Raw genomic sequence first — 26,329 nt, 5'->3', positions numbered from 1 at the left:
ATTCTGTTTTATTTTGTTTATAATGAGAGGTATGGTTTGTATAAGAACGATACAAAATCGCTTTCATTATTGATAAAACAGATACATATAAGTAATAGAAAGGGAGTGTCCGACCTTGGGTATCAAACAATATTCACAGGAAGAGCTAAAGGAAATGGCTTTAGTTGAAATCGCTCACGAATTATTTGAAGAACATAAAAAACCAGTTCCTTTTCAGGAGCTTTTAAATGAAATTGCATCTTTGCTCGGCGTGAAAAAAGAAGAGCTTGGAGACCGCATCGCTCAATTTTATACAGATTTAAACATTGACGGCCGCTTCCTGGCACTTTCTGACCAGACGTGGGGGCTTCGCAGCTGGTATCCCTATGATCAGCTTGACGAAGAAACACAGCCGACAGTCAAGGCGAAAAAGAAAAAAGCGAAGAAAGCAGTCGAAGAGGATCTTGATCTTGACGAGTTTGAAGAGATCGACGAAGACGACCTTGATTTGGATGAAGTTGAGGAAGAACTCGATCTTGAAGCCGACGATTTTGACGATGAAGATCTTGACGAAGACGACGACGATCTTGAGATCGAAGAAGATATTGTTGATGAAGATGATGAAGACTATGACGATGAAGAAGAGGAAGTTAAATAGTATAAGATTTCATCTTCAAAACGATCTTGACTTTCATAGTCGAACTATGTAGTATGTATTTTGGGCTCTTCAAAAACGAAGAGAGAACATAGTACGTTATGCTCCCTTTCAAGAAATTGAAAGGGAGCTTTCTTATTTTCACCCCTCATTTTTCTTATAAATCATTTAAAAGGCTAAATGATTTTTTATAAAATAGTACATTTTAAAAATGTAGCTAAGAGCGAAGAGAGGAGCAAACGAAATGACGAAATATATTTTTGTAACCGGGGGAGTTGTATCCTCACTTGGAAAGGGTATTGTAGCAGCTTCATTAGGACGTTTGCTGAAAAACCGCGGACTGAACGTGACGATTCAAAAATTCGATCCATACATCAACGTTGACCCGGGAACAATGAGCCCGTACCAGCACGGTGAAGTATTCGTAACGGATGACGGCGCTGAAACAGACTTGGACCTTGGTCACTATGAGCGTTTTATCGACATCAACCTGAATAAATTCAGCAACGTGACAACAGGTAAAATCTATTCAACAGTTCTTAAAAAAGAACGCCGCGGAGATTACCTTGGCGGAACCGTACAGGTCATCCCGCACATCACAAACGAATTGAAAGACCGTGTTTACCGCGCAGGAAAAGAGACAAACGCAGATGTCGTTATTACAGAAATCGGCGGTACTGTCGGAGACATCGAATCATTGCCATTCCTTGAAGCAATCCGCCAAATGAAGAGCGACATCGGCCGTGAAAACGTAATGTACATCCACTGTACGCTTGTCCCTTACATTAAAGCTGCTGGGGAATTAAAAACAAAACCGACACAGCACAGCGTAAAAGAATTGCGCAGCTTGGGCATTCAGCCAAACATCATCGTCGTTCGTACAGAAATGCCGATTTCTCAAGATATGAAAGATAAAATCGCGCTATTCTGCGACATTGATACAAAAGCGGTTATTGAATGTGAAGATGCGGACAACCTCTACTCCATTCCGCTTGAGCTTCAAAAACAAGGGCTTGATAAGCTTGTTTGCGAGCACATGAAATTGGCATGCGAAGAAGCGGAAATGTCCGAGTGGAAAGAGCTTGTTAACAAGGTCAGCAACCTGTCTCAAACGATTACAATCGGCCTTGTCGGCAAATACGTTGAGCTTCCTGACGCATACATTTCTGTTGTCGAGTCCCTTCGCCATGCGGGCTATGCGTTTGACACAGATGTAAAAGTGAAATGGATCAACGCGGAAGAAGTGACAGAAAACAATATCGCAGAACTCACAAGCGGAACTGACGGCATCATTGTGCCGGGCGGATTCGGAGACCGCGGTGTTGAAGGCAAAATCGTCGCAACAAAATACGCGCGCGAAAACAATATTCCGTTCTTGGGCATTTGCTTGGGCATGCAGGTGGCGTCTATTGAATACGCACGAAACGTATTGGGCTTAAAAGGCGCTCACTCAGCGGAAATTGATCCGTCAACTCAATACCCGATCATTGACCTTCTTCCTGAACAGAAGGATGTTGAGGATCTCGGAGGAACGCTTCGTCTCGGCCTTTACCCTTGTAAGCTTGAAGAAGGCACGAAAGCCTTTGAAGTGTATCAGGATGAAGTGGTGTACGAGCGCCACCGCCATCGCTATGAGTTTAACAATGAATTCAGACAGCAAATGGAAGAGCAAGGCTTCGTATTCTCAGGCACAAGCCCTGACGGACGCCTTGTTGAAATCATCGAGCTGAAAGACCACCCTTGGTTCGTGGCTTCTCAGTTCCACCCAGAGTTCAAGTCAAGACCGACAAGACCTCAGCCTCTATTTAAAGGCTTTATCGGAGCGTCTGTCGAAGCTGCGAATCAGAAGTAACAAAAAAAGACTTGCCGTTTGTCAAAAGCGGGCAAGTCTTTTTTATTTGTTTCCGGCAAGATCAAGCATGTACAATAAGATATTATGCATACTCTTGCAGAATTTCTTTTAGGGTAAACGATAAAGCGTGATAGACATACAGTGCCGTCATTAAAGAGGGAAATCCGTAACGGGTGCCGTCTTCATCGGGAACAAGCGGCATTTTTAATTTAGAATCAATATGCACATCACAATACTGTTCTATTCCCGCGCTATCTTTGGCTGCGGGCGAAACGCATACGACTCCCGCGCCTTTTTCATACAGCTCTTTTGCGAGCGCCTGCTCTTCGGCTGTGCCCGGCCCCGAGCAAAACATCAGCACCCTGTCGCTTTCTGTCACTTCTTCAGCGCTTTCCGGAAAGGCTTTGACAGATGGAAAGGGTTCTTTGCTTTCAGTGGCCTCATAAAAGACGCCCTGAAGTTCATTCGCTCCGTATAAATAAATGGAATGCCCGCTGATCACCGCTTGAGCAAGCAGCCGCGCCCCATCTTCAATCGCGTCAGATTCCTTATCCTGAATGCGGGAAAAAATACCTGTTAACTGCGTCGTAAATATTTTCAACATAAGTGAATCCTCCTTTATAACGTACAATATCAGTATACAACAAAAGAGAAAATGCTCAGAAAATGTCGTAAAGTAGACTATTATAATTAAAGGAAATAGGAAAATCAAACAGAATACATACACTACTGCTTACTTTTGACGAAAATCATAATATTGGGGTGTAAAATGATGAATGAAAAAATTTTAATCGTTGATGATCAATACGGCATTCGTATTTTGCTTAATGAAGTGTTCAATAAAGAAGGCTACCAGACGTTTCAGGCTGCAAACGGCCTGCAGGCGCTTGACATTGTGACAAAAGAACGGCCCGATCTTGTGCTTTTAGACATGAAAATTCCCGGCATGGACGGAATCGAAATCCTAAAACGGATGAAGGTCATTGACGAAAACATCCGGGTCATTATCATGACGGCATACGGAGAGCTCGACATGATCCAGGAATCAAAGGAATTGGGCGCATTGACGCACTTTGCGAAGCCGTTTGACATCGACGAAATCAGAGACGCCGTCAAAAAATATCTGCCCCTGAAGTCTAACTGACAAAAAGAAGAAACAATTGAATGAGCTCATTGTGTTGCCGATTTGTCGAAAAGTTGGTATTCTAGTTATGGAGAAAAAGCGATCTGAGGATTTACATATGACAGCAAATTATGGGTCATGCTAGGGTGGAAAGCTTTTTTCGCTAGAAGACAATCAGGCTACATAAGGAGGACATTCGACATGCCTTTAGTTTCAATGACGGAAATGTTGAATACAGCTAAAGAAAAAGGGTACGCTGTAGGACAATTTAACTTAAACAACCTTGAGTTTACTCAAGCGATTTTACAAGCAGCTGAAGAAGAAAAATCTCCAGTGATCCTTGGTGTTTCCGAAGGTGCGGGACGCTACATGGGCGGCTTCAAAACAGTCGTTGCTATGGTAAAAGCACTTATGGAAGAGTACAAAGTGACAGTTCCTGTTGCGATTCACTTAGACCACGGTTCAAGCTTTGAATCTTGTGCGAAAGCGATTCATGCAGGTTTCACATCTGTAATGATCGACGCTTCTCACCATCCATTTGAAGAAAACGTAGCAACAACTGCTAAAGTTGTTGAGCTTGCTCATTTCCACGGAGTATCTGTAGAAGCTGAGCTTGGAACAGTCGGCGGACAAGAAGATGACGTTATCGCTGAAGGCGTAATCTACGCTGACCCTAAAGAGTGCCAAGAGCTTGTTGAGCGCACTGGCATCGACTGCCTTGCACCTGCATTAGGTTCTGTTCACGGCCCTTACAAAGGCGAACCAAACCTTGGCTTCAAAGAAATGGAAGAAATCGGGAAATCAACTGGTCTTCCGCTAGTTCTTCACGGCGGTACTGGAATTCCAACTGCTGACATCAAAAAATCAATTTCACTTGGTACAGCTAAAATCAACGTGAATACTGAAAACCAAATTTCTTCTGCAAAAGCTGTTCGTGAAACATTGGCAGCTAAGCCTGACGAGTACGATCCACGTAAATATCTTGGACCAGCTCGTGAAGCGATCAAAGAAACAGTTATCGGTAAAATGCGTGAATTTGGTTCTTCAAACCAAGCTTAATTCAATTGGAACTTTTTATAGCCGCCTGACAGCTTGACAGGCGGTTTTCCGTCTATCTATAGAAAGCGCAATCATATTTCACAGTTCAGAAAATTTCTTAATCAGGGAGGCTTTTTGAAAATGTTATTCTTTGTTGATACAGCCAATATCGATGAAATTAAAGAAGCGAATGAATTAGGAATTCTCGCCGGTGTAACGACGAACCCTAGTTTAGTAGCAAAGGAAGCTAACGTATCATTCCACGACCGTCTTCGCGAGATCACAGACGTCGTGAAAGGGTCTGTAAGCGCAGAGGTTATTTCTTTGAAAGCTGAGGAAATGATCGAGGAAGGAAAAGAACTGGCGAAAATCGCTCCGAACATTACGGTCAAAATTCCAATGACGTCTGACGGTTTAAAAGCGGTGAGAGCACTTACTGACTTAGGCATCAAAACAAACGTTACATTGATCTTCAATGCCAACCAGGCGCTTCTTGCTGCAAGAGCGGGGGCGACGTATGTATCTCCATTCCTGGGACGTTTAGATGACATCGGCCACAATGGACTTGACCTGATTTCAGAAGTTAAACAGATTTTTGACATTCACGGACTTGACACGCAAATCATTGCAGCGTCTATCCGCCACCCGCAGCACGTGACAGAAGCCGCTTTAAGAGGGGCTCACATCGGCACAATGCCGCTGAAAGTCATTCATGCGCTCACTAAACACCCGTTAACAGACAAAGGAATCGAACAATTCCTGGCAGACTGGAACAAATAATGAAAGGGGCGGCAAACAGCTTTATGCCTGTTTGCCGCGGCCTTTGTTTTTCACCGACCTGATACAGCGGACCTTCAGATGCTGACGCCGCTTTACAGAGAAGGAATCATTGGGCTGCAGAAGCTGATATCGGAATGAAGGGTTTGCGTACTGCTTTTGCCGGATGAAGACGATGTCTCTTAAGCCGGCGGGTCTCTGTGCAACTTTTGAAACCTGTGCCCCGCAAAGCTTCGCTATTTTCTTCCTGATATTTTACAATGTGTTGTATTCTTTCTCTTCGAATTGGCTAGATTTTGGACATGAGCTTTATTTGCAGAGACAGAATAAAATGACATTTTATTTAGCTCCGCAGCTATCTTCTTATGGAAGGAGACTATCATGGAAAAGTTGAATATTGCCGGCGGTGACTCGTTAAACGGTACAGTACATATCAGTGGCGCTAAAAACAGCGCTGTTGCGTTAATACCTGCAACCATTTTGGCAAATTCCGAGGTGACAATTGAAGGGCTTCCAGAGATTTCAGATATTGAAACGCTGCGTGACCTGTTAAAGGAAATTGGCGGCAACGTGCATTTTGAGAATGGGGAAATGGTTGTTGACCCTACGTCGATGATCAGCATGCCGCTTCCTAACGGGAAAGTAAAAAAGCTTCGCGCGTCGTATTATTTAATGGGGGCGATGCTAGGCCGCTTCAAGCAAGCAGTCATTGGATTGCCTGGCGGCTGTCACTTAGGGCCCCGCCCGATTGATCAGCATATCAAAGGCTTTGAGGCGCTCGGAGCTGAAGTAACCAATGAACAAGGCGCCATTTATTTGCGAGCTGAAAGGCTGAGAGGCGCACGGATTTATTTAGATGTCGTAAGCGTAGGAGCAACGATTAACATTATGCTCGCCGCTGTTTTGGCAGAAGGGAAAACGATTATCGAAAACGCTGCCAAAGAGCCTGAGATTATTGACGTCGCGACATTGCTTACAAGCATGGGCGCCAAAATCAAAGGTGCGGGCACCAATGTGATCCGAATCGACGGCGTTCAGGAACTGCACGGCTGCAAGCATACGATCATACCGGACAGAATTGAGGCCGGGACATTTATGATTGCGGGCGCTGCAATGGGCAAGGAAGTCATTATCGATAACGTCATTCCCACTCATCTTGAGTCGTTAACGGCAAAGCTGAGAGAAATGGGCTATCATATCGAAACAAGCGACGACCAGCTTCTTATTGTCGGCGGGCAGAAGAACTTAAAGCCGGTTGACGTCAAAACCCTCGTATATCCAGGGTTTCCGACGGATTTACAGCAGCCGATGACGGCGCTTCTGACAAGGGCGAAAGGGACAAGCGTCGTTACAGACACCATCTACTCGGCAAGGTTCAAGCACATTGATGAGCTGAGACGGATGGGTGCCAATATGAAAGTGGAAGGCAGATCCGCCATCATCACAGGTCCTGTCGAGCTTCAAGGCGCAAAAGTGAAGGCGAGCGATCTTCGTGCCGGTGCCTGCTTGGTGGTAGCCGGACTGATGGCTGACGGCGTCACGGAAATTACAGGACTGGAGCATATTGACCGCGGCTACAGCAGCCTTGAGAAGAAGCTTGAGGGGCTTGGAGCTACAATTTGGCGTGAAAGAATGACAGACGAAGAAATAGAACAGCTTCAAAATTCATAATGGTTTCTTGTGAGAGGAGATCGTGTTGAAATGGAAAGAAGTTTATCAATGGAATTGGTACGTGTAACCGAAGCTGCGGCATTAGCATCGGCGAGATGGATGGGCCGGGGAAAAAAGGACGAGGCTGATGAAGCGGCAACAAGTGCAATGAGAGACGTTTTTGATACAGTGCCGATGAAAGGGACCGTTGTAATCGGTGAGGGAGAAATGGACGAAGCGCCAATGCTGTATATCGGGGAAAAACTCGGAAACGGGTACGGCCCGCGCGTTGATGTCGCAGTTGACCCTCTTGAAGGCACAAACATCTTAGCAAGCGGCGGCTGGAACGCGCTGACGGTGATCGCGGTAGCAGACCATGGCACGCTGCTGAATGCTCCTGACATGTATATGCAAAAAATTGCAGTCGGCCCGGAGGCTGTGGGCTGCATAGATATTGAAGCACCTGTCATTGACAACCTTAAAGCGGTGGCAAAAGCAAAAAACAAGGACGTTGAGGACGTCGTTGCCACCATTTTAAACCGTGAAAGACACGAAAAAATCATTTCCGAGCTTCGTGAGGCCGGCGCCAGAATCAAATTGATCAATGACGGCGATGTCGCTGGCGCCATCAACACGGCTTTCGACCACACGGGCGTTGACATCCTGTTCGGATCAGGCGGCGCTCCTGAGGGTGTGCTATCCGCTGTCGCGCTAAAAGCGCTCGGCGGAGAAATCATTGGTAAACTTCTTCCGCAAAACGAAGAAGAAATCACACGCTGTCACAAAATGGGCCTTGATTTAAGCAAAGTCCTTCGCATGGAAGACCTTGTGAAGGGTGATGACGCGATTTTTGCAGCTACAGGGGTTACTGACGGCGAGCTGTTAAAAGGAGTTCAATTTAAAGGCTCTGTCGGAACAACTGAAAGCTTAGTTATCCGTGCAAAATCAGGCACTGTCCGTTTCGTTGACGGCAGACACAGCTTGAAAAAGAAACCAAATCTTGTAATCCGTCCATAACAAACAGAAAAAGCGGGTGAGAGCCCGCTTTAACTTTTGCAGAAAAGCGTCAACTCTATCAATTCCATGTCAAAACCTTATTTCAGTTGAATAATTTTTTGAAATAAGGTAAAAATAAAGAGTGCTGCGAATTTTACTGCGTAATACCTTCTTTTAAGCACTAGGAAAGTTTCAATTTCTACCGCATACAGACGATATAAGTATTGATCTTCTCATGTTTTTGTCCTCGCTTCCTTCAAAACTCATTAAGACAATCCTTTTAACAAAAGCGCCGATCATGGGTGGAAGTGTTACCGATAGAAGTTCCTTTATGTTAAAAAAAGAATGTGCTTTGGCGGATGTTGTGCAAAAGCAGCAGATGACATGTTCAGAGTAAGATATTGACTATGAAAAGCGTGGTGTTTTTATGAAAGACGTATCTATTTCCTCATTGGAAAATATGAAATTGAAAGAGCTTTATGAACTTGCAAGACATTATAAAATCTCCTATTACAGTAAACTGACAAAAAAAGAACTCATTTTCGCCATTCTGAAAGCGAATGCAGAACAGGAAGACCTGTTGTTTATGGAAGGCGTACTTGAGATCATCCAGTCTGAAGGTTTCGGCTTCCTGAGACCGATCAACTACTCTCCAAGCTCAGAAGATATTTACATCTCAGCTTCACAAATCCGCCGTTTCGATTTGCGGAACGGAGACAAAGTATCCGGCAAGGTTCGCCCGCCAAAAGAAAATGAGCGTTACTATGGACTTTTGCACGTTGAAGCAGTGAACGGGGATGATCCCGAATCAGCAAAAGAGCGTGTGCATTTCCCTGCTCTTACGCCACTTTATCCAGATCGCCAAATGGTGCTTGAAACAAAGCCGAACTTCTTGTCTACAAGAATTATGGACATGATGGCGCCGGTCGGATTTGGACAGCGCGGATTGATTGTGGCGCCGCCGAAAGCCGGAAAAACGATGCTGCTGAAGGAAATTGCCAACAGCATTACAGCGAACCAGCCTGAAGCAGAGCTAATCGTGCTTTTAATTGATGAAAGACCTGAGGAAGTAACCGATATCGAGCGTTCTGTAGCTGGGGATGTCGTCAGCTCAACGTTTGATGAAGTGCCGGAAAACCATATCAAAGTGGCCGAGCTTGTGCTTGAGCGCGCGATGCGTCTCGTTGAACATAAAAAAGACGTCATCATCCTGATGGATAGTATCACTCGGCTTGCCCGCGCCTACAACTTAGTGATTCCGCCAAGCGGAAGAACGCTCTCTGGGGGGATTGACCCAGCGGCGTTCCACCGTCCGAAACGCTTCTTCGGGGCTGCGAGAAATATCGAAGAAGGCGGCAGCTTAACCATCCTTGCTACGGCTCTTGTTGATACAGGATCACGTATGGATGATGTCATTTATGAGGAATTCAAGGGAACAGGCAACATGGAGCTTCACCTTGACCGCTCTCTGGCAGAGCGCCGCATCTTCCCTGCCATTGATATCCGCCGTTCTGGAACGCGCAAAGAAGAGCTGCTTGTGCCTAAAGAGCATCTTGATCGTCTATGGTCGATCCGCAAAACGATGTCTGATTCACCTGATTTCGCAGAAAAGTTCATGAGAAAAATGAAAAAAACCAAAACAAACCAGGAATTTTTCGATATTCTCAATCAAGAATGGAAACAGGCAAATCTATCATCTGCAAGAAGGTAAATTGTATTTGCAAAAGAAGTAAATCACTGATATAATTTTCTCATATGCGTTTCGGACAACGCTCCGAAATAATAACTCTGTTTCCACACGGGATTCAGGGCGGAAGGAGATGGATACAATGAAAGCAGGAATTCATCCTAATTTCAAAAAAGCAACAGTTAAATGCGCTTGCGGAAATGAATTTGAAACAGGCTCAGTAAAAGAAGAGGTACGCGTTGAGATTTGCTCTGAATGCCACCCATTCTACACTGGTCGTCAAAAATTCGCTTCTGCTGATGGTCGTGTTGATCGCTTTAACAAAAAATACGGTCTTAAGTAATAATAGATTTCTCAACAGGCAAGAAGCAATCTTGCCTGTTTTTTATATTGTCTAAAGCACAGCTGGCAGAGAGAGGGGGGCGAAGCCTATGTACATAATGAAACAAAGCGGGTGGCTTGAGCTGATTTGCGGCAGCATGTTCTCGGGGAAATCTGAAGAGCTGATCAGAAGAGTGAAGAGAGCGACTTACGCCAAGCAGGAAGTCAGGGTATTTAAGCCTGTGATTGATAATCGATACAGCGAAGCTGCTGTTGTCTCCCATAATGGAACATCAATGACGAGCTACGCCATTTCGTCTGCTGCTGACATTTGGGATCACATCAGTGAAAGTACAGATGTGATTGCGGTTGATGAAGTGCAGTTTTTTGATCAGGAAATTGTTGAGGTTTTATCATCTCTTGCCGATAAAGGCTACCGTGTGATAGCAGCGGGCCTCGATATGGATTTTAGGGGAGAGCCGTTCGGCGTCGTGCCGAACATTATGGCGATTGCAGAAAGTGTGACAAAGCTGCAAGCCGTTTGTTCTGTCTGCGGATCACCGGCGAGCAGAACACAGCGCCTCATTGACGGCAAACCTGCTTCTTACGATGATCCGGTCATTTTGGTTGGTGCCTCTGAATCGTATGAAGCCAGATGCAGACATCATCATGAAGTCCCAGGAAAATCTAAAAAATAGTCCAAAACATGGGTATAAAGATAGAAAGCACCGGCTGAAAACACCGGTGTTTTTTTTATATTCTGATAATATTCAATTAAAAAATTTAATTAAGTATATTAAAAAATTAAGTAATTTTCTTCCCTTGAATTTTGATTTTGACAGGCATACAATAGCTTACGTAATGTAAATAGTTTTGAGACATTGTTCGAATAATTGTCACAAAGTCGCATAAAGATCATGATCGGTCATATTTTAGATGGGTTATTACTTAACTTGGTTAACTATTTCAAGAAAGAAGGAGATTTGCTTGAATAACATAAAAAAAACCAAAGAAGGGCACTTAGAAACAACTCTTAGAGGAAAAGAAGTTTTATCTATTCCTACTTTAAATAAAGGCGTTGCTTTTTCACTAGAAGAAAGACAAGAACTTGGCTTAGAAGGGCTTCTTCCGCCAACTGTACTTTCTCTTGATCAACAAGCACAACGCGCGTACGAGCAGTTCCAAGCGCAGCCTGACCGCCTTCGTCAAAATGTTTACTTAAGTGATCTTGCAAACCGCAATGAAGTTCTTTTCTATAAATTGCTGCAAAACCATCTTCGCGAAATGCTTCCTGTTGTGTACACACCAACAGTTGGTGAAGCGATTCAGGAGTACAGCCATGAATATAGAAGACCTCAAGGAATCTACTTGTCAATCGACAACATTGACGGTATTGAAAAAGCGTTTGAAAACCTTCATGCGACAGCAGGCGATATTGATCTTATCGTTGCTACTGACTCTGAAAGCATTCTCGGTATCGGTGACTGGGGTGTAGGCGGTATTAACATCGCAATCGGTAAATTAGCTGTTTACACTGCTGCAGCTGGTATTGACCCTAGCCGTGTTATCCCGGTTGTGCTTGATGTCGGTACGAACAACGAAAAACTTCTAAACGATCCTTTATATATTGGGAACAAGCATGAACGTGTTCAAGGTGAACGCTATGAAGCTTTCATTGACGCATATGTAAAAGCTGCATTGAAATTCTTCCCTAAAGCGCTTCTTCACTGGGAAGACCTTGGCAACAAAAATGCACGCAATATCATGAAGAAATACAATCATGAAATCCTGACATTTAATGATGATATTCAAGGTACTGGCGCGATTACACTTGCTGGTGTGCTTGCCGCTATGAAGAAAACAGGCGCTTCTATTAAAGATCAGCGTGTTGTTATTTTCGGTGCTGGTTCTGCCGGTATCGGTATTGCTGACCAAATCCGTGACACAATGGTGCTTGCCGGATTGTCTGAAGAAGAAGCTAACAAACGTTTCTACACACTTGATTACAGAGGCTTGCTGACTGAAGACATCGAAGGCATCCTTGATTTCCAAAAACCTTACCTTCGCAATGCGGATGAAGTGAAAGACTGGAAGCGCGATGAAAAAGGTCAAATTCCATTCGATGAAGTGGTTCGCCAAGCGAAACCAACGATCTTGATTGGCACTTCAGGGGTTTCAGGTGCGTTCACAGAGGAAATTGTAAAAGAAATGGCATCTCACGTAGACCGTCCGGTTATCATGCCGATGTCTAACCCGACTCACCTTGCTGAAGCAGTTCCTGAAGACCTGTTCAAATGGACTGACGGAAAAGTGCTTATTGCAACAGGAAGCCCATTTGACAATGTAGAATACAACGGTGTTTCTTATGAAATCGGACAATCTAACAACGCATTCGCGTTCCCTGGTCTTGGACTTGGTTCAATTGTAGCTGAAGCGCGTATCATTACGCCTGCTATGTTTGCTGCAACTGCTGATGCGATTGCTGAAATGGTTGATCTTGAAACACCCGGAGCAGGGTTGCTTCCAAGCATTGATAAGCTTCAAGAGGTTTCTATTCAAGTTGCGATTGCCGTTGCTGAAGCAGCAATTAAAGATGGCGTGGCAAATCGTCAGCCTGAAGATGTGAAACAAGCGGTTCTTGATGCAATGTGGACACCGGAATACAAAAAAATCATCGCGAAATAATTAGCGAGTAAATTTTTCTGTCCGAGGGAAAGCTTTTTGTAAAGCTAAAGTATACGGACATAGGATTTGGAGGAGAATATTTTGAGCATCTTAGATATCTTAATCCTCCTGGCGCCGATCTTCTTTGTTATCGTGCTGGGTTGGTTTGCAGGACATTTTGGAAGTTATGATGCCAAGTCGGCAAAAGGGGTAAGTACGTTAGTAACGAAATACGCACTTCCAGCTCACTTTATCGCTGGTATTTTGACAACTTCCAGAAGTGAATTTTTATCACAAGTTCCTTTAATGATTTCTTTAATTATTGGGATTGTTGGTTTCTACATCATCATTCTTTTGGTTTGCAGATTTATTTTCAAGTATGATTTAACGAACTCATCTGTATTTTCTTTGAACTCTGCACAGCCGACATTCGCGTTTATGGGTATTCCTGTATTGGGAAGCTTATTCGGAGCGAATGAAGTTGCGATTCCGATCGCGGTCACAGGTATCGTGGTAAACGCGATTCTTGATCCGCTCGCGATCATTGTTGCTACTGTAGGTGAGACTTCTAAGAAAAACGAAGAGGGCGGCGACAGCTTCTGGAAGATGACAGGAAAATCAATCCTGCATGGTCTTTGTGAGCCGCTTGCAGCTGCTCCGTTAATCAGTATGATCTTAGTGTTGGTGTTCAACTTCACTCTTCCTGAGCTGGGTGTTAAAATGCTCGATCAGCTTGGAAGCACAACATCTGGTGTTGCTCTCTTTGCTGTCGGTGTTACCGTTGGTATTCGTAAAATTAAACTCAGTATGCCGGCTATCGGTATTGCGTTACTAAAAGTTGCGGTTCAGCCTGCGTTAATGTTCCTGATTGCTCTTGCAGTCGGACTTCCAGCTGACCAAATGACAAAAGCGATCCTTCTTGTTGCATTCCCTGGTTCTGCCGTTGCAGCCATGATTGCGACTCGTTTCGAGAAACAAGAAGAAGAAACTGCGACTGCGTTTGTGGTCAGTGCGATTCTGTCTTTGATTTCACTTCCAATCATTATCGCGCTTACTGCGTAACAAAAAAAGCTCCCTTTACGGGGAGCTTTTTGCTTTAGGTTTGAAATTTGAACAGTGACAGCAGCGGTTTTTTTCTTGTTTTGGTTTTTTCAGAAGCAGCAGCGGTCTCGGGGATCGGCTGAGCGGTGAATTCTCTCATTTGTGAGGTCAGTGATTGCAGGTCTACAAGAATATCATCAATTTCTCTGCGGTGCTGAAGCAGCTGGTAAGATACACCTTCATCGGCTTTTTGTTTCAGCTGGCGTTCCAGCTCCGAAATCCTTGCTATCAGTTCGTTTTCGTCCTGCCTTTGCTGTAAAAGGGTGTCCAGCTTTTGTTCAAGCTGCTCGATTCTTCGTTCTGTGTCGCCATTTGTTTTTTGGACAAGGAAGCCTGTGCGCTTTTTAGCGCTTTTCGGCAGATGAATATCCTGAATCGCCGTGCCTTCAGAGATTTGTTTTTGAACAGATTTTAGAACCTTCACGTCTTCTGCCGTGAACGAATAATGTCCGAGCTCATTGCGTTCGGCCGGGAGATTCAGCTGCTTCACCCACCGCTGCACCGTTTTTGCGGAGACGCCGAGTTCACTTGCTACCATATTTGTATTCATGATCCCATACCTCCTTTTTAGCTAGGTATTCGACCATAGAATGCGGTTCCCTTCCCGTTAGACAAAACAAGAAAAGATTCGGCAAAGAAAGTGGGTATCTCCTTTTTTTCTTCAAAAAATATTATTGTTCATACAGTTCTAATGGAAGCTGGTCAGGATCAAAAAAGAAGGTGAAACGCTTGCCGGTCAGCGGATCTTTTCTGATTGGCTCTGTTTCAATTCCTTTTTCATGAAGCGCCTGAACCGCCTCATCCAAGCTGCTGACTGTAAAGGCGAGGTGACGCAGCCCTGCGGCTTCAGGCCGGGTTTGGCGTTCGGGCGGGTCGGGAAACGAGAACAGTTCAATGGCATACGAGCCGTTAAGCGACAAATCAAGCTTATAGAAGCCGCGCTCTTCGCGGTACGTTTCTTGAATCACCTGAAAACCAAGCTTATGTACGTAGAAAGCTTTCGACTTTTCGTAATCTGAACATATGATTGCAATATGATGTATGGATTTCAGCAACAATATCCCTCCTCGATTCCCAGTATAGCAGAGGAGGCTTTTAAAGCTGGGATTGAAATGCTTTTGACTGGGGTTAATCACTATACTATAATGAGAATGTTACGCACAGGAAAACAGAGGTGAAGACCGTGTTAGACCGTTTAAAATCAATCGAAGAACGATACGAAAAATTAAATGAGCTTTTAAGCGATCCAGAAGTAGTCAACGATCCGAAAAAGCTGAGAGAATATTCAAAAGAGCAATCTGATATACAAGAAACAGTTGACGTATATAGACAATACAGAGATGCGTCAGAACAGCTGGCTGATGCAAAAGCAATGCTTGAAGAGAAGCTGGACGCTGAGATGCGCGACATGGTGAAGGAAGAGATTTCTGAACTTCAGAAGGAAACGGAAACACTGTCAGAACGCTTGAAAGTGCTCCTGATCCCGAAAGATCCTAATGACGACAAAAACGTTATCATGGAGATTCGCGGAGCTGCGGGAGGCGAGGAAGCCGCTTTATTCGCTGGCAACCTGTACAGAATGTATTCCCGTTACGCTGAGCTTCAAGGCTGGAAGACAGAGGTCATGGAAGCGAATGTAACCGGAACAGGCGGCTACAAAGAGATCATCTTTATGATTACGGGAAGCGGCGCATATTCTAAACTCAAATATGAAAACGGCGCCCACCGCGTACAGCGTGTTCCGGAAACAGAATCGGGCGGACGTATCCATACATCCACTGCAACGGTAGCTTGTCTTCCTGAGGCGGAAGAGGTAGAGGTTGACATCCATGAGAAGGATATCCGCGTCGATACGTTTGCTTCAAGCGGACCGGGCGGACAAAGCGTCAACACAACAATGTCTGCCGTTCGTCTGACGCACTTGCCGACAGGTGTTGTTGTATCATGCCAGGATGAAAAATCTCAAATCAAGAACAAAGAAAAAGCAATGAAGGTTCTTCGTGCCAGAATCTATGATAAATTTCAGCAGGAAGCCCAGGCTGAATATGATCAAACACGGAAATCAGCAGTCGGATCTGGTGACCGTTCTGAACGTATCCGCACATACAACTTCCCGCAAAACCGTGTGACGGATCACAGAATCGGTTTGACGATTCAAAAGCTTGATCAGATTCTTGAAGGAAAACTTGACGAAGTGGTTGAAGCACTGATCGTAGAAGATCAGGCGAGCAAGCTTCAGCAGTCGGAAGGTTAAGATGAAGACGATATTCGAAGCCCTGAAATGGGCTTCTTCTTATTTAACCGAAGCGGGAAGAGAAGAAAATGCTGCCGAGCTGCTATTGCTTTATGATACTGGAATGGAGAGAAGCAGGCTGCTCGCCAGCTTGCAGGAACCGATTGGCGACGACGAACTGTATCGCTTTACGCGTCACGTTGAGATGCATAAAGAGGGCGTGCCGGTGCAATACATTATCGGAAAAGAGTTTTTTTACGGGCGGGAATTTATGGTGAATGATGATGTGCTGATCCCGCGGCCGGAAACAGAAGAGGTTGTCCTTCATTTGCTTGAAAAATATCGTAATGTCTTTTCTGAAGATGACCGGCTCGAAGTCGTTGACGTTGGTACAGGGAGCGGCGCGATAGCCGTCACGCTTGCGCTTGAAAACCAAAGCTTTTCTGTATCAGCAGTCGATATTTCGAAAGAGGCGCTGCAAGTCGCCTCTGCCAATGCAGAAAAACTTGGAGCGAATGTGCGCTTTTATCAGGGCGATCTGCTTGAGCCTTTTATTAAGGCGGGAAAAAAAGCAGATATCATTGTCTCGAACCCGCCATATATTTCAGAGGAAGAAATGGCTGATCTATCTGAAATTGTCCGTTTTCATGAGCCGCTGCACGCGCTCACCGATGGCGGAGACGGGCTGAAATTTTATAAGCGGTTTATGGAAGACATCCCGCTTGTCATGAAGGAGAAAGTATTTGTCGTTTTTGAAATCGGCTGGAAACAGGGGGCGGCGGTCAAAGACTTGATCCTCAAGGCGTTTAAGGATGCGGAAGTGGAAGTGCTGAAAGATATTAATGGAAAAGACAGAACCATATGCGCTCTGATTCATAAAAATAAATAAGCAGCTTGCCGGCGAGTGAATGGATCAAGCTGTTGAACACCAGCAAAGGGGATGTAAACATGAAAAAGGCCCTGACAGCAGGAATCCTGCTCATCGCGATTGAGAGCATGATTGGCACCATTTTTTCACAGGCTCCTTCATATGAAGCGATTTTTGGCGTTGCGTCTCTCGTTTTAGTCGGGCTCGCGATCATCACATCGGGTTTGGCTGTAAGCGGAAGCGATCAGCGGGCAAACTACCATTCAGAAACCAAAGAAGGCCGTACATCACGTCTAAAAATGGCAGCCGCTTTTTTTGTTGCGGCGATACCTTCCATTCTATGTTATTTGCTGACGGTTTTGTTTTAATAAAAAAGGAAGCCTTTTAGGCTTCCTTTTTTTGCAGTAAAACAGAGTCCCATATCCAATAGACAAGAGCTGTTAATACAGCGAAAAGATAAAAGGCTGTATTTTGAAAAAGAGATTGTCCCGAAGGCTGAAGCACGCCGAAAATGATCGCGTTGGCAATAAAAGCAGCGGCAAGGTAATACAGCAGGTACAAAGGGTTGAACCGTTTCGGCTTTTTATTCATCATGATTTGAAGCGGCAGTGCGAAGATCAAATAAGGAAACAGAAAATAAAATGCCATTGTGATGAGAGCGGCAATAATAAATGAATGAATATAAATAACCGAATAAAGAACCGACATCGTGAATGCTGATAAGAGCACTGTATAATTGTATTTCATCTTAAACCTCCTAAAGCACTATCGTACCATAAATAAGATTAACAGCTTGCTAGATTTTTTTCACCCTGCACGTTTACCCCAGGTTCTCCTTGTCCATAATAGGGCTAGAAACAAAGCACGGAGAGGAACGGTGGGGACCGATGAAAAAAACAGTAATCATTTGTATATATATCTTTCTTTTATTATCCGGAGCGCTCGTAGGGCTTGCGAAAGAAGAGACGGCACAGCAATCGGAAAATCAGCCGGTGGTCATACCGGATCAGGCGATTCGTTTGAGAATATTGGCAAACAGCGATAGTGATCAAGACCAGCAATTAAAACGTCATATCAGAGATGCGGTGAATAAAGAAATCACAACTTGGGTAAAGGATATTACTTCTATTGAAGAAGCGCGTCGTGTGATTCGCTCAAAGCTGCCTGAAATCAAAGCGATTGCAAAGGAAACGATGGAGAAAGAAGGAGCGAATCAGTCGATATCCGTTGATTTTGACAAAATCTCGTTTCCGACAAAGCTTTACGGCAACATGGTTTATCCAGCCGGTGAGTATGAAGCGATTTTGATCACGCTTGGAAACGGCGACGGCGCCAACTGGTGGTGTGTGCTGTTCCCGCCCCTCTGCTTTCTCGATTTTTCTAACGGGGAAGCCGTCAAAGAGCAAGAAGATAAAGAAGCCTCAAAAAAGCAGACTGAAAAAGTGCTTGAGGACGTAACCGCTAAAGCAGAGAAAGCAAAAAAAGAAGAGAAAGAAGAGAAGGAAGACGGCACAGAAGTGAAATTCTTCTTAGTCGAATGGATTTCCGACCTTTTTTCCTAATCATCTGGTCTAAAAATAGATTTGCCTCATAGATTTGAAGAAAGAACGAAAAACGGGGTGAACGGATGTTTTATCAACTGCGGGTGGCAAGGGAAAAAGACGGAGATGTGCTTGAGGAATTTTTAAAACAGGCGAAAACCAGCTATGAAGGCGTGAAAGAAGGCTTCACTCAATTTCTTATGCTGGAGGACAATGAGAAAAACATTGCCGGCTGCCTCGGAATTGAAAAAATAAGCTGTGACCAGGGGCTGCTGCGATCGCTGGTCATATCGGACAAGCTTCACCAAGGCCATATTGTCACGCTTTTTCAAAGCATGGAGGTGCTGTGCGAAAAGCATCAAATCAAAACCGTATATCTAGTAGCGAATCAGCATTCCTCTGCGGACTTTCTGACGGCCATGGGATTTGAAAGAGCTGAAAGTGTACCGGAAGAACTGTTCTCTTCTGATCATTTCTGTGAATCGCGGCAAACAGAAGGGGCCGTTTTGATGAAAAAAACGTCTGGATAAATGCAGTTTATACACATACTTATCCACTTCTTTATTAGCGTTGTCCACAATTTGTGGATAACGCTTGTTTTATTACAGGACATCTTTTATACTTTCAAAAGGATTACACGCGTAAAACAATCGTTTTATTGTTGTGAATAAGGAGTTTGGTCAGAAATGAAAACGAAAAGATGGTTTGTGGATGTAACTGACGAGTTATCCACAAATGATCCACAAATTGCACAAGCAGCCGCTTTGCTTCGAGAAAATGAGGTCGTTGCCTTTCCGACAGAAACGGTATATGGCCTAGGCGCAAACGCGAAAAATACGGATGCCGTCCAAAAAATATATGAGGCAAAAGGGCGGCCGAGCGATAATCCCTTGATTGTCCACATTGCGGATATCAGTCAGCTTGAGGATTTAACGGGCCAAGCGCCTGAAAAGGCGAAAACATTGATGAAGCGGTTTTGGCCGGGAGCACTTACGCTCATTTTGCCTTGCAAACCCGGTGCGCTTTCACCTCGTGTAACGGCAGGTCTTGAAACAGTTGCTATTAGAATGCCGGATCATCCGCTTGCCCTTGCATTGATTCGTGAATCGGGACTGCCGATTGCAGCACCGAGCGCCAATCTATCAGGCAAGCCAAGTCCTACAAAAGCGGAGCATGTGGCTCACGACTTGGATGGCCGCATAGCCGGTATTATGGATGGAGGCCCTACCGGAATCGGAGTCGAATCAACCGTGCTTTCATGTGAGGGCGACGTCCCTGTTCTCCTGCGCCCGGGCGGCATTACGAAGGAACAAATTGAAATGGTGATCGGACCGATCCATGTGGATAAAGGGCTCAGCGACCAAAATGAGAAGCCGATTTCTCCAGGGATGAAATATACACATTATGCGCCGACAGCGCCGCTTGCGATTTGCGAAGGCAGCCCAGAGCGCATGCAGCACCTCATTCAAGAATATCAACAGGGCGGAAAACGGGTCGGTGTCCTGACAACAGAAGAAAACGCGGGCGTTTATTCCGCTGATTATGTAAAGAGCTGCGGAAGACGTGCTCAGCTTGAGACTGTTGCGGCAGGGCTGTATGATGCTTTACGCAGCTTTGATGAGAATAATGTGGATGTTATTATCTCGGAATCCTTTCCGGACACAGGTGTCGGTCTCGCCATTATGAACAGGCTGATGAAAGCCGCCGGAGGAAGAGTGATTCGCTGAAAGCAGTCGGATGTTCTAACCCTTTTTGGACACGCATAGGCTAAAAAAGCGGGGCGTGTCCAAGGGGGTTATTTATGTATGTCGGATTTGTTTATAGGCGAACTGATGACATTAAGCATCATGGCGTTTGCTTTAGGGATGGATGCTTTTTCTGTCGGCCTTGGAATGGGCATGGTCAAACTCAGAAAGAAGCAGATATTCTATATCGGTTTCATCATCGGCCTTTTTCACGTTATCATGCCTCTCGCGGGGATGGCGGCCGGTAACATGCTGTCAGGGCTCCTCGGCGTGTTAGCGGTTTATATCGGAGGGGCGCTGCTTTTTGTTCTTGGGGTTCAAATGCTTATGGCTTCTTTTAAACAGTCAGAAGAACGATTGATGTCGCCGGCAGGGCCGGGCTTATTGCTGTTTGCCGTCGGCGTCAGCCTTGACAGCTTTTCCGTCGGCTTGAGCTTGGGAATATACGGCTCGCATCCGCTCCTCACAATCACCCTTTTTGGGCTGTTCAGCATGATGCTGACATGGCTGGGCCTGCTGATCGGAAAACAAGTGCAGTCATGGCTTGGCACGTACAGCGAAGCGCTCGGGGGCATCATATTAATCGTATTCGGGCTAAAGCTGCTATTGCCAATTTAATATACCAATAAAAGAAACGAAGTCGCCGTTTCTTTTTTCTTCATATATAATAGAGAAAAATAAGGGGTGACTGACATGGATATTATTTTTGTCTGTACTGGAAATACGTGCCGCAGCCCAATGGCTGAGGCGCTTTTTAAATCAATTGCAGAAACGGAAGGGCTGAATGTCAGTGTCCGCTCGGCAGGCGTGTTTGCTTCGCCTAATGGGAGAGCGACGCCTCATGCAGTCGAAGCGCTGTTTGAAAAACACATTGCCCTTAATCATGTGTCTTCTCCATTAACTGAAGAACATATGGAATCGGCAGATTTGGTTCTGGCTATGACCCATCAGCACAAACAGATCATTGCCAGCCAATTTGGACGTTATCGTGATAAAGTGTTTACATTAAAAGAATATGTCACAGGCAGCCATGGGGATGTTATCGATCCGTTCGGCGGCTCAATTGACATCTATAAACAAACGCGAGATGAGCTTGAAGAACTTCTTCGGCAGCTGGCAAAACAGCTGAAAAAAGAAGGCAGGTAAGTTGCCAGAATATCTGCAAACAGGTCATTTGCAAATCCTGCGTGAAGGAGTAGAATATAGTGAAAAGCACATCATATGGTGTGAATCAAAGAGCGGACAGGCTGCGCGGTCAATAAAGCGGGCGGGCCGCATCACACACGCTGGGAGGAAAAGCAGATGAAAGTAGCCATTGCATCGGATCATGGCGGCGTTCACATTCGAAATGAAATCAAAGATTTAATGGACGAATTGCAAATTGAATATATTGATATGGGCTGCGACTGCGGCAGCGGCTCTGTCGATTATCCGGATTATGCTTTTCCGGTGGCCGAAAAAGTGGTTAGCGGCGAAGTTGACAGAGGAATTTTAATTTGCGGGACAGGCATCGGCATGAGCATTTCCGCAAATAAAGTAAAAGGGATTCGCTGCGCGCTGGCGCACGATACCTTCAGCGCCAAGGCGACGAGGGAGCATAATGACACAAACATCCTTGCGATGGGTGAACGGGTGATCGGCCCTGGTTTGGCTCGGGAAATCGCAAAAATCTGGCTGACCACTGAGTTTACCGGAGGAAGACACCAAACGCGTATTGGAAAAATCTCAGATTATGAAGAGAAAAACCTGTAGGGGTGCTGTTTAATGAATGAGATGAAACAAACGTGGCAGGCGATGCTGTCTGAGTTTCAGGAACAGGCTGAATTGAAACAAGATCAGCTTTTCGTCCTTGGATGCAGCACGAGTGAAGTGGCTGGCAGCCGGATCGGCACATCAGGGAGTGTAGACATTGCAGAAAGCATCTACAGCGGACTTGCCGAGCTTCGGGAAAAAACGGGAATCCATCTCGCGTTTCAATGCTGCGAGCATTTGAACAGAGCGCTTGTTGTCGAAGCAGACACGGCCCGGCTGTTCAGGCTTCCAACCGTTTCTGCCGTGCCCGTTCCAAAAGCGGGAGGCGCGATGGCGTCTTATGCGTTTAAACAGATGAAGTCTCCCGTTCTTGTTGAAACCATTCAGGCTGACGCAGGAATCGATATAGGCGATACGTTTATCGGCATGCATCTGAAGCCGGTGGCTGTCCCTGTGCGTGTCTCTCAAAACAGCCTCGGTTCAGCCCATGTGACATTAGCGCGTACACGGCCGAAACTAATCGGCGGAGTGCGGGCGGTTTATGATTGCGAATGAAAGGACTGCATGGCCAGTCTTTTCTTTTATTTTAAGACAGTGATATAAATTCCGAACTTTAAATTAAATTTAAGTTATCATTATTCGTTTTTACCAATAAAAATTTAGATTTTTTAAAAATAATCTTTTACATCGGCCTTAAAAACCATGTACAATAGTGATGGTAAAACAAAGAACAGGATACGGATAGGAGAGGATCTCGCTGATGAAACATTTACCTGCGCAAGACGAACAAGTGTTTAACGCCATTAAAAATGAGCGTGAACGCCAACAGACTAAGATCGAATTGATTGCTTCTGAGAACTTTGTAAGTGAAGCGGTTATGGAAGCACAAGGATCTGTTTTGACAAATAAATACGCAGAAGGATATCCGGGCAAACGCTACTACGGCGGATGCGAGCACGTCGATGTCGCTGAAGATATCGCTCGTGACCGCGCGAAGGAAATCTTTGGAGCGGAGCATGTAAACGTTCAGCCGCATTCAGGCGCACAAGCAAATATGGCAGTGTACTTCACGATTTTGGAGCAAGGCGATACTGTACTTGGGATGAACCTCTCCCACGGCGGCCATTTAACACACGGAAGCCCAGTCAATTTCAGCGGTGTTCAATATAACTTTGTTGAGTACGGCGTAGATAAAGAAACTCAATATATTGATTACGATGACGTGCGTGAAAAAGCCCTCGCTCATAAACCGAAGCTTATCGTAGCAGGAGCAAGTGCGTATCCTCGTACAATCGACTTTAAGAAATTCCGTGAAATTGCTGATGAAGTCGGCGCTTACTTCATGGTGGATATGGCGCATATCGCAGGACTTGTTGCGGCAGGCCTTCATCCAAACCCGGTTCCTTATGCTGATTTCGTTACAACAACAACACATAAAACACTTCGCGGTCCTCGCGGCGGTATGATCCTTTGCCGTGAAGAGTTTGGCAAGAAAATTGATAAATCAATCTTCCCTGGCATTCAAGGCGGCCCGCTGATGCACGTTATTGCCGCAAAAGCTGTTTCATTCGGCGAAGTATTGCAGGACGATTTCAAAACATATGCACAAAACGTCATTTCAAACGCGAAACGTTTGGCTGAAGCGTTAACGAAAGAGGGCATTCAGCTTGTTTCAGGCGGAACTGACAACCACCTTATCCTTGTTGACCTTCGTTCTCTCGGACTGACTGGTAAGGTTGCAGAGCACGTACTTGATGAAATCGGTATTACATCTAACAAAAACGCGATTCCATACGATCCTGAAAAACCTTTCGTTACAAGCGGTATCCGTCTTGGTACAGCTGCTGTAACCAGCCGCGGTTTTGACGGAGACGCATTGGAAGAAGTCGGCGCTATCATTGCGCTTGCATTGAAAAACCACGAAGATGAAGGGAAACTTGAAGAAGCAAGACAGCGTGTAGCTGCTCTGACTGATAAATTTCCTTTATATAAAGAATTAGATTATTAAGATCCAAAAAACCCGCATGGCGCTTATGCCCGGCGGGTTTTTTGACGATGTTCTTGAAACTCAATGTCTTTTTTTGTAGAATCAATAGAAGTGTGTAATTGTTGATGGGACAATAAAAAAGGAGCTGAAACACAGTATGGGAAAGGTTTATGTATTTGATCATCCTTTAATTCAGCACAAGCTGACATATATACGGAATGAAAATACAGGTACGAAGGATTTTAGAGAGTTAGTAGATGAAGTAGCCACACTTATGGCATTTGAAATTACCCGCGATCTTCCTTTGGAAGAAGTGGACATCAATACACCGGTTCAGGCTGCAAAATCGAAAGTCATCTCAGGGAAAAAACTCGGAGTGGTTCCTATCCTAAGAGCAGGATTGGGAATGGTTGACGGCATTTTAAAGCTGATTCCCGCGGCAAAAGTGGGGCATGTCGGCCTTTACCGTGATCCTGAAACCTTAAAACCCGTGGAATACTATGTCAAGCTTCCTTCTGATGTGGAAGAGCGTGAATTCATCGTGGTTGACCCGATGCTCGCTACAGGCGGTTCCGCAGTTGAAGCCATTCACAGCCTCAAAAAACGCGGTGCGAAAAATATCCGTTTCATGTGTCTTGTAGCAGCGCCGGAGGGTGTGGAAGAATTGCAGAAGCATCATTCGGACGTTGATATTTACATCGCGGCGCTTGATGAAAAATTAAACGAAAAAGGCTATATTGTTCCAGGTCTCGGAGACGCGGGAGACCGCATGTTTGGAACAAAATAAAAAAGAAAACCCCAAAATAAAGGGGTTCTTTTTTTTATCCAGTTTTTTGATATTCGGTCAATTTGTATACAATTATAGGTGAAAATGTGAACATTCTGTGGAGACGTAAAGTATAAAAAGTTTTTTAACTTTAAACAGATTGACACATGTTAGGGGCTATTGTATGCTAAACGAGGGTATTATGAGAAGGTTTTCATAGCTTTCATTATAGTCCTCATCCCCAATGTAAATCCTCTCAGCAAACCCGTATTATGAGGATTTATTTAAGCGAATGAAACAGCATCCCTGCAAGGCTTGCGGATGAATGATTTTTTCGAACAGGCCCGTTTTTTGCCGGTCAAAAAAGGTCTTCTACTAAGGGTTAACCGCTGATTTTTGCCGTATCCAAGCTATACATTATTTTTTCATCAGGAGACAGATAATTGATGGACGATCCCAAGCTTACATTTAGCAGACAACGCAAATATTTATTGTTCATTTTGGCAGTGTATGTACTGGGTTATGGTTTAACAGCGTATAAAACCGTTTTTTTAGGCCTTATTCTGGGAACTGTTTTCAGTTTGTTTAATTTTTTACTGCTCGTCAGGAGAATGAATGCTTTTGACAGAGCTGTTGAGAAAGGAAAGTCCATACGATCTCTCGGGAGCGCAGCGCGGTGGTGCAATGCGATTCTTGCTGTGGCTGTCGCCTATAAAAATCCCGAATATTTTCATATGGCAAGTACAGTTATTGGATTAATGACAATATACCCTGTCATTATGATAGATTCCTTTATCCAGCTTAAACGTTCATCAATGGAAGAGAGGTGAAAACCCTTTGAATCATGGTTACAGAACTATAGAATTTCTAGGTCTTACTTTTAATCTGACAAACATTCTGATGATTACTGTGGCGAGTGTGATTGTTTTATTGATTGCTATATTAACGACAAGAACGCTTTCGATCCGTCCTGGAAAAGCCCAGAACTTTATGGAATGGATTGTTGATTTCGTCCGCAATATTATTGGCAGTACAATGGATTTAAAAACAGGGGCTAACTTCTTGGCACTTGGTGTCACATTGCTGATGTACATATTTGTGTCGAATATGCTGGGGCTGCCGTTTTCTATTACAATCGGACATGAGCTCTGGTGGAAGTCTCCGACAGCGGATCCTGCCATTACATTAACGCTAGCCGTGATGGTTGTTGCTTTAACCCACTACTATGGTGTGAAGATGAAAGGGCTCAAGGAATATTCCAAAGACTATTTGAGACCTGTGCCATTCATGCTCCCGATGAAAATCATCGAAGAGTTTGCGAATACGCTGACTCTCGGTTTGCGGCTTTATGGTAACATCTTCGCCGGAGAGATTCTTCTCGGCCTGCTTGCAGGATTAGCGACAAGCCACTATTCGCAAAGCGTGGCTCTAGGTCTTGTCGGTACAGTCGGCGCGATTCTGCCGATGCTGGCATGGCAAGCATTCAGTTTATTTATTGGTGCCATCCAGGCATTTATCTTTACGATGCTGACGATGGTGTACATGTCTCATAAAATCAGTCATGATCATTAAAACATTATATCCAAACGGATAA

The 26,329-nt window shown here is 44.8% G+C and carries 31 protein-coding genes; 27 read left to right on the top strand and 4 right to left on the bottom strand.

Features of this window, described 5'->3' with window-relative positions; translation table 11 throughout:
- Positions 1 to 115 precede the first annotated feature (115 nt).
- Both rpoE and pyrG read left to right on the top strand, forming a co-directional pair.
- Positions 116 to 637, top strand: coding sequence for a DNA-directed RNA polymerase subunit delta (gene rpoE / locus CDO84_RS18125; RefSeq protein WP_040081538.1), 522 nt, complete (start codon positions 116 to 118; stop codon positions 635 to 637).
- 241 nt (positions 638 to 878) lie between these two features.
- Positions 879 to 2,486 carry a glutamine hydrolyzing CTP synthase gene (pyrG, locus tag CDO84_RS18120; RefSeq protein WP_014665741.1) on the top strand — a complete coding sequence of 536 codons (1,608 nt, stop codon included), beginning with the start codon at positions 879 to 881 and terminating at the stop codon, positions 2,484 to 2,486.
- Between the two features lie 82 nt (positions 2,487 to 2,568).
- On the opposite strand, the gene CDO84_RS18115 is transcribed toward pyrG, so the two are convergent.
- The gene (locus CDO84_RS18115; protein ID WP_014665740.1) at positions 2,569 to 3,090 is read right to left on the bottom strand and encodes a DUF2529 domain-containing protein; all 522 of its coding nucleotides are present in this window, start codon (positions 3,088 to 3,090) and stop codon (positions 2,569 to 2,571) included.
- A 165-nt stretch (positions 3,091 to 3,255) separates the two neighbouring features.
- Between CDO84_RS18115 and spo0F the strand changes: the two genes are divergently transcribed.
- The 11 genes from spo0F to CDO84_RS18065 all read left to right on the top strand — a co-directional run bounded on the left by spo0F (position 3,256) and on the right by CDO84_RS18065 (position 13,804).
- Positions 3,256 to 3,630, top strand: a complete 375-nt coding sequence (gene spo0F / locus CDO84_RS18110; protein WP_003227621.1) for a sporulation initiation phosphotransferase Spo0F — start codon at positions 3,256 to 3,258, stop codon at positions 3,628 to 3,630.
- Between the two features lie 180 nt (positions 3,631 to 3,810).
- Positions 3,811 to 4,668 (top strand): class II fructose-bisphosphate aldolase, encoded by an 858-nt coding sequence (locus CDO84_RS18105; protein ID WP_003243339.1) that lies wholly within the window; start codon positions 3,811 to 3,813, stop codon positions 4,666 to 4,668.
- A 120-nt stretch (positions 4,669 to 4,788) separates the two neighbouring features.
- The gene (gene fsa, locus CDO84_RS18100) at positions 4,789 to 5,427 is read left to right on the top strand and encodes a fructose-6-phosphate aldolase (RefSeq protein WP_014665739.1); all 639 of its coding nucleotides are present in this window, start codon (positions 4,789 to 4,791) and stop codon (positions 5,425 to 5,427) included.
- Positions 5,428 to 5,805: 378 nt separating this feature from the next.
- Positions 5,806 to 7,095, top strand: coding sequence for a UDP-N-acetylglucosamine 1-carboxyvinyltransferase (locus CDO84_RS18095; protein WP_014665738.1), 1,290 nt, complete (start codon positions 5,806 to 5,808; stop codon positions 7,093 to 7,095).
- Between the two features lie 30 nt (positions 7,096 to 7,125).
- A complete protein-coding gene (gene glpX, locus CDO84_RS18090; RefSeq protein ID WP_040081539.1) occupies positions 7,126 to 8,091 on the top strand; it encodes a class II fructose-bisphosphatase in 966 nt (321 codons plus the stop codon).
- A 214-nt stretch (positions 8,092 to 8,305) separates the two neighbouring features.
- Positions 8,306 to 8,467, top strand: coding sequence for a hypothetical protein (locus CDO84_RS21510; protein WP_003227632.1), 162 nt, complete (start codon positions 8,306 to 8,308; stop codon positions 8,465 to 8,467).
- Positions 8,468 to 8,497: 30 nt separating this feature from the next.
- Positions 8,498 to 9,781: a transcription termination factor Rho gene (rho, locus tag CDO84_RS18085; protein WP_003221939.1), complete on the top strand. Its 1,284-nt coding sequence runs from the start codon at positions 8,498 to 8,500 to the stop codon at positions 9,779 to 9,781.
- Positions 9,782 to 9,899: 118 nt separating this feature from the next.
- On the top strand, positions 9,900 to 10,100 hold the full coding sequence (rpmE, locus tag CDO84_RS18080; protein WP_003151132.1) for a 50S ribosomal protein L31: 201 nt from the start codon (positions 9,900 to 9,902) through the stop codon (positions 10,098 to 10,100).
- A gap of 88 nt (positions 10,101 to 10,188) precedes the next feature.
- A complete protein-coding gene (locus tag CDO84_RS18075) occupies positions 10,189 to 10,776 on the top strand; it encodes a thymidine kinase (RefSeq protein WP_014478269.1) in 588 nt (195 codons plus the stop codon).
- Positions 10,777 to 11,065: 289 nt separating this feature from the next.
- The gene (gene malS, locus CDO84_RS18070) at positions 11,066 to 12,763 is read left to right on the top strand and encodes an oxaloacetate-decarboxylating malate dehydrogenase (protein WP_040081540.1); all 1,698 of its coding nucleotides are present in this window, start codon (positions 11,066 to 11,068) and stop codon (positions 12,761 to 12,763) included.
- Between the two features lie 81 nt (positions 12,764 to 12,844).
- Complete coding sequence (locus tag CDO84_RS18065) at positions 12,845 to 13,804, top strand: AEC family transporter (RefSeq protein ID WP_014478268.1); 960 nt, start codon at positions 12,845 to 12,847, stop codon at positions 13,802 to 13,804.
- A gap of 34 nt (positions 13,805 to 13,838) precedes the next feature.
- Here the strand turns inward: CDO84_RS18065 and racA are convergent, their stop codons facing one another.
- Both racA and gloA2 read right to left on the bottom strand, forming a co-directional pair.
- Positions 13,839 to 14,393 (bottom strand): chromosome-anchoring protein RacA, encoded by a 555-nt coding sequence (gene racA / locus CDO84_RS18060; RefSeq protein ID WP_040081541.1) that lies wholly within the window; start codon positions 14,391 to 14,393, stop codon positions 13,839 to 13,841.
- Between the two features lie 121 nt (positions 14,394 to 14,514).
- The gene (gene gloA2 / locus CDO84_RS18055; protein ID WP_082032942.1) at positions 14,515 to 14,901 is read right to left on the bottom strand and encodes an SMU1112c/YaeR family gloxylase I-like metalloprotein; all 387 of its coding nucleotides are present in this window, start codon (positions 14,899 to 14,901) and stop codon (positions 14,515 to 14,517) included.
- Positions 14,902 to 15,026: 125 nt separating this feature from the next.
- On the opposite strand from gloA2, the gene prfA reads away from it, so the two are divergent.
- From prfA to CDO84_RS18040, 3 genes are read left to right on the top strand one after another with little or no spacing between them, the layout of a single operon-like run.
- Positions 15,027 to 16,097, top strand: a complete 1,071-nt coding sequence (gene prfA / locus CDO84_RS18050) for a peptide chain release factor 1 (RefSeq protein ID WP_003227645.1) — start codon at positions 15,027 to 15,029, stop codon at positions 16,095 to 16,097.
- A gap of 1 nt (position 16,098) precedes the next feature.
- Positions 16,099 to 16,965, top strand: coding sequence for a peptide chain release factor N(5)-glutamine methyltransferase (gene prmC / locus CDO84_RS18045; protein WP_040081543.1), 867 nt, complete (start codon positions 16,099 to 16,101; stop codon positions 16,963 to 16,965).
- Positions 16,966 to 17,024: 59 nt separating this feature from the next.
- Complete coding sequence (locus CDO84_RS18040; protein ID WP_014665731.1) at positions 17,025 to 17,312, top strand: DUF5316 family protein; 288 nt, start codon at positions 17,025 to 17,027, stop codon at positions 17,310 to 17,312.
- A gap of 16 nt (positions 17,313 to 17,328) precedes the next feature.
- Here the strand turns inward: CDO84_RS18040 and CDO84_RS18035 are convergent, their stop codons facing one another.
- Positions 17,329 to 17,691, bottom strand: coding sequence for a UPF0715 family protein (locus CDO84_RS18035; RefSeq protein ID WP_040081544.1), 363 nt, complete (start codon positions 17,689 to 17,691; stop codon positions 17,329 to 17,331).
- Between the two features lie 140 nt (positions 17,692 to 17,831).
- On the opposite strand from CDO84_RS18035, the gene spoIIR reads away from it, so the two are divergent.
- The 11 genes from spoIIR to atpB all read left to right on the top strand — a co-directional run bounded on the left by spoIIR (position 17,832) and on the right by atpB (position 26,307).
- On the top strand, positions 17,832 to 18,506 hold the full coding sequence (gene spoIIR / locus CDO84_RS18030; protein WP_040081545.1) for a stage II sporulation protein R: 675 nt from the start codon (positions 17,832 to 17,834) through the stop codon (positions 18,504 to 18,506).
- A gap of 65 nt (positions 18,507 to 18,571) precedes the next feature.
- Complete coding sequence (locus tag CDO84_RS18025; RefSeq protein WP_040081546.1) at positions 18,572 to 19,015, top strand: GNAT family N-acetyltransferase; 444 nt, start codon at positions 18,572 to 18,574, stop codon at positions 19,013 to 19,015.
- Between the two features lie 156 nt (positions 19,016 to 19,171).
- Positions 19,172 to 20,212 (top strand): L-threonylcarbamoyladenylate synthase, encoded by a 1,041-nt coding sequence (locus CDO84_RS18020; RefSeq protein WP_040081547.1) that lies wholly within the window; start codon positions 19,172 to 19,174, stop codon positions 20,210 to 20,212.
- Positions 20,213 to 20,290: 78 nt separating this feature from the next.
- Complete coding sequence (locus tag CDO84_RS18015) at positions 20,291 to 20,848, top strand: manganese efflux pump MntP (protein ID WP_040081548.1); 558 nt, start codon at positions 20,291 to 20,293, stop codon at positions 20,846 to 20,848.
- A 75-nt stretch (positions 20,849 to 20,923) separates the two neighbouring features.
- Positions 20,924 to 21,376, top strand: a complete 453-nt coding sequence (gene prpB / locus CDO84_RS18010; RefSeq protein WP_040081549.1) for a protein arginine phosphatase PrpB — start codon at positions 20,924 to 20,926, stop codon at positions 21,374 to 21,376.
- Positions 21,377 to 21,532: 156 nt separating this feature from the next.
- Positions 21,533 to 21,982 (top strand): ribose 5-phosphate isomerase B, encoded by a 450-nt coding sequence (gene rpiB / locus CDO84_RS18005; protein WP_014665723.1) that lies wholly within the window; start codon positions 21,533 to 21,535, stop codon positions 21,980 to 21,982.
- 12 nt (positions 21,983 to 21,994) lie between these two features.
- Positions 21,995 to 22,537, top strand: a complete 543-nt coding sequence (locus CDO84_RS18000; RefSeq protein ID WP_014665722.1) for a TIGR01440 family protein — start codon at positions 21,995 to 21,997, stop codon at positions 22,535 to 22,537.
- A 205-nt stretch (positions 22,538 to 22,742) separates the two neighbouring features.
- Entirely contained in the window at positions 22,743 to 23,990 is a 1,248-nt protein-coding gene (gene glyA / locus CDO84_RS17995; protein ID WP_014665721.1) for a serine hydroxymethyltransferase, read from the top strand.
- Positions 23,991 to 24,126: 136 nt separating this feature from the next.
- On the top strand, positions 24,127 to 24,756 hold the full coding sequence (gene upp, locus CDO84_RS17990) for a uracil phosphoribosyltransferase (protein WP_003227670.1): 630 nt from the start codon (positions 24,127 to 24,129) through the stop codon (positions 24,754 to 24,756).
- Positions 24,757 to 25,181: 425 nt separating this feature from the next.
- The gene (atpI, locus tag CDO84_RS17985; protein WP_003243159.1) at positions 25,182 to 25,565 is read left to right on the top strand and encodes an ATP synthase subunit I; all 384 of its coding nucleotides are present in this window, start codon (positions 25,182 to 25,184) and stop codon (positions 25,563 to 25,565) included.
- A gap of 7 nt (positions 25,566 to 25,572) precedes the next feature.
- Positions 25,573 to 26,307 carry a F0F1 ATP synthase subunit A gene (gene atpB / locus CDO84_RS17980; protein ID WP_014665720.1) on the top strand — a complete coding sequence of 245 codons (735 nt, stop codon included), beginning with the start codon at positions 25,573 to 25,575 and terminating at the stop codon, positions 26,305 to 26,307.
- The last annotated feature ends 22 nt before the right edge of the window (positions 26,308 to 26,329 follow it).

The organism is Bacillus sp. MD-5 (assembly GCF_002201875.1).
Lineage (GTDB): Bacteria > Bacillota > Bacilli > Bacillales > Bacillaceae > Bacillus > Bacillus stercoris.
The sequence above is the reverse complement of the archived record's forward strand: the minus strand, read 5'-3'. Positions and strand labels throughout refer to the sequence as shown.